The organism is Promicromonospora sp. NPDC050249 (genome assembly GCF_040656015.1).
Lineage (GTDB): Bacteria > Actinomycetota > Actinomycetes > Actinomycetales > Cellulomonadaceae > Promicromonospora.
Map to the genome: position 1 here is coordinate 92,132 of NZ_JBFAKY010000024.1, position 8,109 is coordinate 100,240.

Consider the following 8,109-nt stretch of genomic DNA (forward strand, 5'->3'; position numbering starts at 1 on the left):
CCTGGAGGTCTCATGTGCGGGAGGGTTCACGGGCCTGCCCCTTCCGTGAAAGCAGGCGCGCGCCGTGCAGCAGCACGCCAAGGTCCGTCCGGAGCCTGCGCCACAGCAGGGCTTGCAGCGCGACGGCGCCGGCCCAGACGAGGAGGCCCACCGCGAGGGTGGGCCACGAGCCCAGGTCGGCCAGACGGCTCGCGACCAGCCCGGCGGCCGCGGCGCCGACGCCGTGGCTCACGAAGGCCCTGACGCCGTTCCAGAACAACGCCCGCGCGGGCGCCTCGGTGACCCGGCCGACCCACCACAGGCCCAGCGGCCACACCACGGCCGTCGACACCGCATAGCCGAGCGCGGCACCGGTCATGCCGAAGAAGCTGCCTCCGCCGATCGCGAGCAGCACCACCGGCCTGGTCACCAGCGTGAACCGCAGCAGCGCACCGGTCCGCCCCTCCGACTGGAACACCCAGCCCGGGGCGAAGCCCGCGGCCTCGAACACGCCGCCGACCGCGAGGACGGCGAAGGCCGGGGCGGCCGACGACCACCGCTCGCCGAGCACCACGTCGACGACCGGTCCGGCCAGCGCCGCCGCCAGCATCAGCGCGGGGACGATCGTGTGCAGCAGGATCGTCTGACCGAACAGGAGGAACTCGCGGTAGCGCACCGGGTCGTCGTGGACGCGGGAGAGCACGGGGAGCGCCACGCGGTTGGCCGGCCAGGTGGCCTGCCGGATGGGCAGGGCCATGAGCTGGTACACGCGGCTGTAGAGGCCGGCGACGCCCGCGCCGAACCGGACACCGAGGATCGCGGTGTCGATGTTCCGGGTGGCGTAACCGAGGAGCTGGGCCCCCAGCAGGTTCGAGCCGTACCGCACGAACGGGCGCACGGAGACCTCCCGCCGCGGCCGGCCGGGGACCCACCGGCCTGCGGCGATCACCCCTACCGACATCACGAACGCGCCGACGAGCTGCTGTGCCACCAGGGCCCAGTAGCCGCCGCCCCCGAGGGCGACCAGGATCGCCGCGCACAGCCCCGCGGCCGGCCCCGCCACGTCCGCGAGGGCGGCCGCGCCCAGGCGCATCCCGCGGACGAGGCTCGCCCGGTGCTGCGTCGCCACGGCGTTCAGCAGGAAGCTGAGCGACACCCAGCGGGTGACGTCCGCGAGCTCCGGCTGCCCGTAGAAGGCCGCGACCAGCGGCGCACACGCGATGCCTGCTCCCGTGAGCACTGCACCGATCAGCGTGTTCAGCCAGAAGAGGTTGTCGCGCTCGGCGTCGGAGAGGGTCTTCGCCTGGACGGCTGCGTTGGCCAGCCCAAAGTCCCGTACCGTCTCCGCGACGCCGACCAGGGCGAGCACCATCGCCAGGTAGCCGAAGGCCTCCGGGGCCAGCAGCCGCGCCAGGACCACTATCGAGACCGCCTGGACGCCGACCTTGAGCAGCTGGCCACCCATGGTCACGGCGCCGCCCCGAGCCGCCTGCCTGCCGAGCGGTGCCCGGTCCGTGCCGACGGACGTCCCGCTCACCGGCGCCCGACAAGATGCGGCACTACCTTGCGGTACGCCTCCGCGTGCCGCCTGCCGACCAGCTCCCAGTCGCGCTCGTCCAGGTGGGGCCGGGTCCCTCGCTCGCGGGTCATCCGCGCGACGGCCATCGCCCGCAGCAGGTCGGCCGGCTGCAGCACGCCGTCGTACATGATCACCCAGCCCTCGCCGACCTCACGGGCGAGAGCGTCGGTCGCGGCGCTGCGCGGCACGAGCACCGGCCGGTCGAGGGACAGCGCGAGCAGGGCGGCACCCGAGTTGTGCATCTCCTGATAGGGCAGCACCACGAGCTCCGCGCGGCGCACCTCGCGCGCCAGCACGTCGTCGGGCACGAACTCCAGCCTGGCCTCGATCCGGTGGTCCGCCGCGACGATCCCCCTGATGTGGTTCGCGAGCACCGTGTCCTCGGGCCTGCCGACGATCGTCAGGCGCATCGCCGGGTCGTTGACCGCACGGAACACGTCGAGCAGCCGTTCGATCCCCTTGTACCGGCGGATCAGGCCGAACTGGAACAGCCGCCCCGGCTCGGGCCGCGTACCGGGGTCGGGCGGGAAGACTGACCGGTAGTGGCCGTGCGGGATGGTCGCGTTCCGCACCCCGGGCGGCAGCGGTGTCGTCGGGTTGAGCCTGATCCACAGCACCGTCCGGCGGTCGAGCGCCTCCAGGAACGACCGCTCCATGCGGCCGCCCGACTCGTGCGGCGCGATGTTGTGCGCCGTGCGCACCACCGGCGTCTCCGTCAGGTCGAGCCGCAGCAGGAGCAGGTAGGCGAGCAGCACCTTGACGAACCGGCCGACCGGCGTCCGCTGTCGCACGAGGAACTCCGGCCAGTGCACGTGCAGCACGTCGTACGCGCCGAGGATCGCGCGCGGCCACGAGAACGTGAGGATCTGGATCTCGGGCGGTGCGCCGCCGATCATGTGGTCGACGTACTGCGTGGTGCCGTTCGGGGCGGGCAGCACGTGGAGCACCCGGATCCGGACGCCGACGGCGGTCTCGACGTCCGAGGGGTCAGCGGGGTCGTCAGCCCGCCCTCTGCCGCTCGTCGAACGCACCATTCCCCTTTCCCGCTCAAACAAATGCCCACTTGTCGCCCCCAGAAAACCGGCGAACCAACCGACCGGCAATAGTTTTAAATCGTATTGCCGTGGTTAATGCCGCGCATCCGGGCTCTCAGTAGGCACCGCTCGGCGCGAACACTTCGCGCGCGGTCCGCAGCATGATTCCGATGTCGCCCAGCAGGCTCCAGTTCTCCACGTAGTACAGGTCCAGCCGCGTGCCCTGGTCGATGGTCAGATCGTTGCGGCCGCTCACCTGCCACAGGCCTGTCAGCCCCGGCTTCACGAACAGCCGACGCCGCAGCGCGTCGTCGTACTGAGCTACCTCGAGCGCGACCTGCGGCCGGGGGCCGACCAGACTCATGTCGCCCTTGATCACGTTCAGCAGCTGCGGGAACTCGTCGAGGGAGTACTTGCGCAGGAACCGCCCGAGCGAGGTGACGCGCGGGTCGTCCTTGCGCTTGTAGTAGATGCCCACCTCGCCGTCGAGCACGTCGGTGAGGCTCTCCTCGGCGTCCTGCCGCATGGACCGGAGCTTGTAGAGCGTGAACGGCTTGCCGTTCAACCCGATCCGCTGCTGCCGGAACATGGCGGGTCCGGGGCTGCTGAACCGCACGCAGAGCGCGAGGAGGAGCATCGGGACGGCGACCACCGCCGCGATCAGCGTCGCGACGACCAGGTCGAACACGCGCTTCATCGCGTGCTGGAGGCCGGTGTAACCGGGCGGCGAGACCTGCACCACCGGCACGCCGTCCACCGGTGTGATCAGCATCCGCGGGCCGGCGACGTCGGCCAGCGCAGGGACGACCACCAGCTCGGCGCCCGTGACCTCGAGGTCCCACGCGAGCTGCTTGAGCGCAGCGGGGGTCGCGCTGTCGGACGCCGTCACGGCGACGACGTCGACGTCGATCGTGCGGGCGGCCTCGGCGGCGTCCTCGACGCGGCCGAGCACCGGGACGCCGTCGACGGGCGACGGGACGCCGGCCCCGCCCGGTATGCAGATGCCCACCACCAGGAAGCCCGCCTCGGGCGCGCGGTCCACGCGGCGGCAGAGGTCGAGCACCGCGTCCCGCCCGCCCACGATCAGCGTGCGGCGCTGGAAGCGTCCGTGCGCGCGCTCGGCGTGCAGCCGCGCCGCGAGGACCCGCCGTCCGACGACGAGGAACACCAGGCCGACGGGCAGCGTCACCGCGACGTACGAGCGGGCGAGGTCGAACTTGACGAGATAGCAGACGATCGCGGTGAGGCCGAAGAGTGCGAGGGAACCCCTCGCAAGCCGGACGTACTCCTCGCGGCCCGAGCCAAGGATGCGCGGGCTGCGCGCGCCGGCGAGGCCTATCGCGATCACCCAGGCCTCGGCGAGCGCCACCGAGATCAGGACGTACTGGCCGCCGCGCGGCTCGAAGAGCTCGACCTGGACCTGCCGGTCGAAACGGAGCACGTAGCCGAGGGTCACGGCCGCCACCACCGCCACGATGTCCACGAACAGCGCACGGTCGGTGACGATCTCCTGCCACGGAGCGGCCGGACCCTTGCGCGGCGCCGGTGCGGTCATCGACGCGGCGAGCCGTGCCGCCTCGTCGTCCAGCTCCTTGAGCGCGGCGGCTTCACGATCGACGTCGGCGGCGTTCGGGTGGTTCTCGACGGTCAAGGCACTCCCCCTGGACAGGAACATCGAGGCTGGTGCACTGAGCACGGCCGCGCGCTGCGCCCCATCCAGGCGGTGAGGTGCGGTGCACGGCCGATCGGAAGGCCGCGTACGGATGGCCCTGGAGGATCAGTTCTGGCGGGTCCGGATCCGGCTGACGACGATCGCGGCCACGCCGGCGACGACCAGCCCACCGGCGATCGCGAGGTACGGGAAGCTCGTCGGGCCGGTGGCGACGATGCTCGTCCGGCTTTCCGCACCGCCTGTGGCCCGGCCGGTGCCCGCGCCGGCGTCCGGCCCGTCCGCACACTCGGTGACGGCACACGGGTGCTCGCCGTGGTCGACGCCCGCCTGGCCCGCATACGCGGCTCCGGCCGGCGCCAGCACGATCACCATGGCGATCACCAAAGCACTGATGAAGCGTCGAAGCATTGCCCTGTCCCCTGGATAGTGACTTTTGATCAGCCGGTCGGTGTCACTTTCCGACGGACACTTCAGCAGGTCGTGTACCCGGTGTCGTACGAAGAATGACATCGCCGTCCTGATGCTTCCCAGTGATAATTGCATAGGTCACAGACACTGTCTCGCCAGGGTGAATTTCTATGTCGTCAAATGCCCTGGACAGGCCATCGTGCCGCTGCGGCGAGATCCCGGTCTTCTCCGAGTTCTCGGACGCGTCGAGAACGGCGCCACCGGCGGGTGCATAGACGATCGAACGGAGCCGGATCAGGCCCGGCTCGCTCACGTCCTGACCGGCCAGGTAGTCCGGGGGCGAGCCCGCGCCGGGCTCGCCGACACGCGACGTGTAGGCGACGGTCACCTCGAGCTCCCGCGCTCCGTCGGGCCTGGCACCCCGCTCGACGACGTCGATCGCGGTGTCGAGGTAGTAGCCGACCTTGGCCGTCTGCAGGCCTTGGGTGAAGACGCCGACCACCGGCCGGGAGCCGTTCACCCCGCGCAGCCCACCGTCGAGGACCGTGCCCTCGAGCAGGTGCGCCTCCGCCTGGTGTGCCGACCACACGAGCAGCCGACCCTCCCGCGCGGCCGCCGCCAGGGCGTCGACCATCCCGCCGGGCTCACCGGAGCCTTCGGACAACGACGTGAACGCCGACTCCGCGAAGTCGGCGAAGATCAGGTCGGCGTCGTCCGGCGTCTCCGTGAGGTAGATGCCGTTGACGAGATAGCTCACCAGCTCCTCACCCAGCAGCCCCGCACCGGCCCCGGCCGAGGCGGACCCGTCGGCCTCCAGGAGCCCGGCCAGCGCGGTGGGGTCGACGGACAGCACGCCGTCCACGAGCTGCCCCGTCTCGCGCTCCCACATCGCGCGGGCCATCTCAGCGGCCCGCGGGAAGTCCGGCGTCGACGTCACGTTCTGCATCCACCCGCCGACCGCCTCGCCGAACATCGCCTCCTCACCCTCCGTCAGCGTGCCGGGCGGTGGCGCGAAGGGCCCCACCTGGCTGGCGTGCATCTGGTCGGTGAGCTCGATCCTGCCGCGGTCGGCGTGCAGCACCAGCACGGTCCCGACGACGCCGCCCAGCGCCCGCGGCTCCGCGTTGTTCTGCACCAGGACGAGATAGTCCCTCGGCTCGTCGGCGCCCAGCATCGGCGGGATCAGCTGCGCCGCGCGGGCCGCCGTCGCGGTCGACCTGCGCAGGTCGCCGAGCTGCCCTTCCAGGGTGGCGACGGCGGCGGACACCTGCGGCAGCATCGGCGACCGGTCGATCTCCTCGACACGCTGCTGCTCGTACCCGACGGACTGGTCGGCGCGCCGCACGTCCGGCGCCACCCCCTCGAGGGGCGTGAGGTCCACGCGGCCACCGTGCGGCGCGAAGGTCGCCGGGTCCGCCACCTCGACGACCGACGCGAGCTGTGGGAGCGGCCCCTGCGCGAGGCGTTCGACCACCGCGGCCATGGTCGCCACCGCTTCCACCGTCGGCCCGACGCCGGGCAGCCGGCTCGCCAGTGTCCAGTGCGGGCCCACCGTCGCCGCCTCGGCGTCGGAGGCATGGTTCTGCAGCTCGGCCACGGTGGTGTCCAGGTTGTTGATGCGGCCGGCGACCGCATCGGCCTGCAGCGTGGAGACGCCACGGGCGGCCTGGGTCAGCGCGTCGCGGGCCCGCACGGCGTCGAACGCCACCCAGGCCACGAGAACCGCGAGGGCGACCAGCAGCCCCATGACGCTCAGGACGGCCACCTTCAGGTTGCGGCGCCGCGACCGTGTCCAGTACACCCGCCTGGGCAGCGGCGGCTTCGTCCACGGCACCGGCGCGGGAGGCGCGGGACGAACCCTCGTGACCGTGGCGAGGCCCCCGGCCCGCGGCGCGGGAAGGTCGCTCGTCCCAGGCTTTCTGAGGGGCAGGACCTTGGCGCCCTCGTCGGCGCCTTCGGCCGCCTGCGTACTTCCCGCCTGCGTACTTTGAGCAGGGCTGTTCACGGGCGAGAACGCCGGTGCGTCCGCCCACTTGTCGCCCCATCCAGGATGTGTCACCAGACCCCCTGATGGCTATGTCCGCACGATCCGCGTCACGTTACCTGCGACCCGTCAAGAGGGCACGGCAGAATTCACCCCCGCCCTTTCAGCGGGTGCATTAAGGGGTGATTTAACTTGTAAAGAACCGAAAAACCGGTCAAGGCAAAGTAATGCATGCTTAGAATGGCGCCGGACTTACCAGACTTTTCGAGAGGGGCATCTCTCATGTCGCTTACCGTGCTCGCCGTCTGCACGGGCAACATCTGCCGCTCCCCCGCCGTCGAGACCTTGCTGCGCAGCGTCCTCGACTCGTCCGTCACCGTCGGCAGCGCCGGGACCCACGCGCTGGTCGGACACCCGATCGCCGAACCCATGGCGGAGCTCCTCACCGCCGGCGGTTTCCCGCCCGCCCGGTTCGCTGCACGACAGCTGACCCGGGAGCTCGTCGAACAGGCCGACCTGGTCCTGGCCCTGACGCCAGACCACCGCGCCCAGGTGGTCGGGGCGGTACCGTCCGCCGTGCACCGCACGGTCACCGTCGCCGAGCTGGGGCGGCTGTCCAGCACCCTGCCTCCGGGCAGCGTCTTCGGGCAGGACGACGCCGCCCGGCTCGCCACCCTCGTACCCGCCGCGCTCCTCGAACGGCCCCACCACGTCGGCCGGCACCACGACGACGAGGTGATCGACCCTTACCGGCGCTCGGCCGACACGTATCGCCGCAGCTACGACCAGATCCTCGACGCGCTGACCCCGATGATGGCGGCGCTCCGTTCCTGACCGCCGCGCCTGACCGGCACAGTTCACCCGCGGTCACGCGGCAGGTGTCGACGGGCTCGCCGAGCCCTTGTCCGTAGACTGGCAGCGTGCCAACGATCCGCTCCCTGCTGGCCCACCCCGAGGAGCGCCGGCCCAGCCCGCCGGCTCCGCGCGCCGACCTCTTCCGGGTCTTCGGCGCGGGCATCGTGCTGTTCGCCGTCGGGCTGATCGTGACGCTGATCCTCCACCTCACGGGGCGCGGCGGCCTGGAACCCGTGTGGATCTGCGGAACGGGCATGGCGCTCGGCGCTCTCGGCCTGCTCTGGGCCCGCCGCCACCGCTAAGGTTCTCCAGGTCGGCTTCAGTAGGCGCCAGGGTGCCGGAACCCCGAGGGTTGTGGTCGTCAAGACCCTCTTGAACGGGATTCAGCTCGCGCGACTGCCCTAGCGGATGCGGCCCCGAGGGACACGGGGGTCGGGCGGCACAGGGTCGAGTGGTCGCGAGATCGGTCGGTTGCCTCCGCCGTAGTTCGAGTTCGGTCGGTTGCTTTGAGATCGGTCAATCAATGGACCGATCTCGGTGCGCTGGCCGCCCTCGTCCTGCCGCGGGTGCGCGTACCCGTGTGGCTGCGTCCGGTGCT

At 71.5% G+C, this 8,109-nt stretch carries 7 protein-coding genes; 2 read left to right on the top strand and 5 right to left on the bottom strand.

Annotated features, from left to right (window positions below):
* Positions 1-10 precede the first annotated feature (10 nt).
* The 5 genes from AB0I32_RS19365 to AB0I32_RS19385 all read right to left on the bottom strand — a co-directional run bounded on the left by AB0I32_RS19365 (position 11) and on the right by AB0I32_RS19385 (position 6,731).
* A complete protein-coding gene (locus AB0I32_RS19365; RefSeq protein WP_357508907.1) occupies positions 11-1,516 on the bottom strand; it encodes a lipopolysaccharide biosynthesis protein in 1,506 nt (501 codons plus the stop codon).
* Positions 1,513-2,592, bottom strand: coding sequence for a glycosyl transferase (locus AB0I32_RS19370; protein WP_357508909.1), 1,080 nt, complete (start codon positions 2,590-2,592; stop codon positions 1,513-1,515). The genes AB0I32_RS19365 and AB0I32_RS19370 overlap by 4 nt, the downstream gene beginning before the upstream one ends.
* A gap of 115 nt (positions 2,593-2,707) precedes the next feature.
* Complete coding sequence (locus AB0I32_RS19375) at positions 2,708-4,243, bottom strand: sugar transferase (protein ID WP_357508911.1); 1,536 nt, start codon at positions 4,241-4,243, stop codon at positions 2,708-2,710.
* Between the two features lie 126 nt (positions 4,244-4,369).
* Complete coding sequence (locus AB0I32_RS19380; RefSeq protein ID WP_357508913.1) at positions 4,370-4,672, bottom strand: hypothetical protein; 303 nt, start codon at positions 4,670-4,672, stop codon at positions 4,370-4,372.
* Between the two features lie 43 nt (positions 4,673-4,715).
* A complete protein-coding gene (locus AB0I32_RS19385; RefSeq protein ID WP_357508915.1) occupies positions 4,716-6,731 on the bottom strand; it encodes a DUF4012 domain-containing protein in 2,016 nt (671 codons plus the stop codon).
* Positions 6,732-6,938: 207 nt separating this feature from the next.
* On the opposite strand from AB0I32_RS19385, the gene AB0I32_RS19390 reads away from it, so the two are divergent.
* Both AB0I32_RS19390 and AB0I32_RS19395 read left to right on the top strand, forming a co-directional pair.
* On the top strand, positions 6,939-7,490 hold the full coding sequence (locus AB0I32_RS19390) for a low molecular weight phosphatase family protein (RefSeq protein WP_357508916.1): 552 nt from the start codon (positions 6,939-6,941) through the stop codon (positions 7,488-7,490).
* Between the two features lie 86 nt (positions 7,491-7,576).
* Positions 7,577-7,813: a DUF2530 domain-containing protein gene (locus AB0I32_RS19395; RefSeq protein WP_357508918.1), complete on the top strand. Its 237-nt coding sequence runs from the start codon at positions 7,577-7,579 to the stop codon at positions 7,811-7,813.
* Positions 7,814-8,109: the final 296 nt, after the last annotated feature.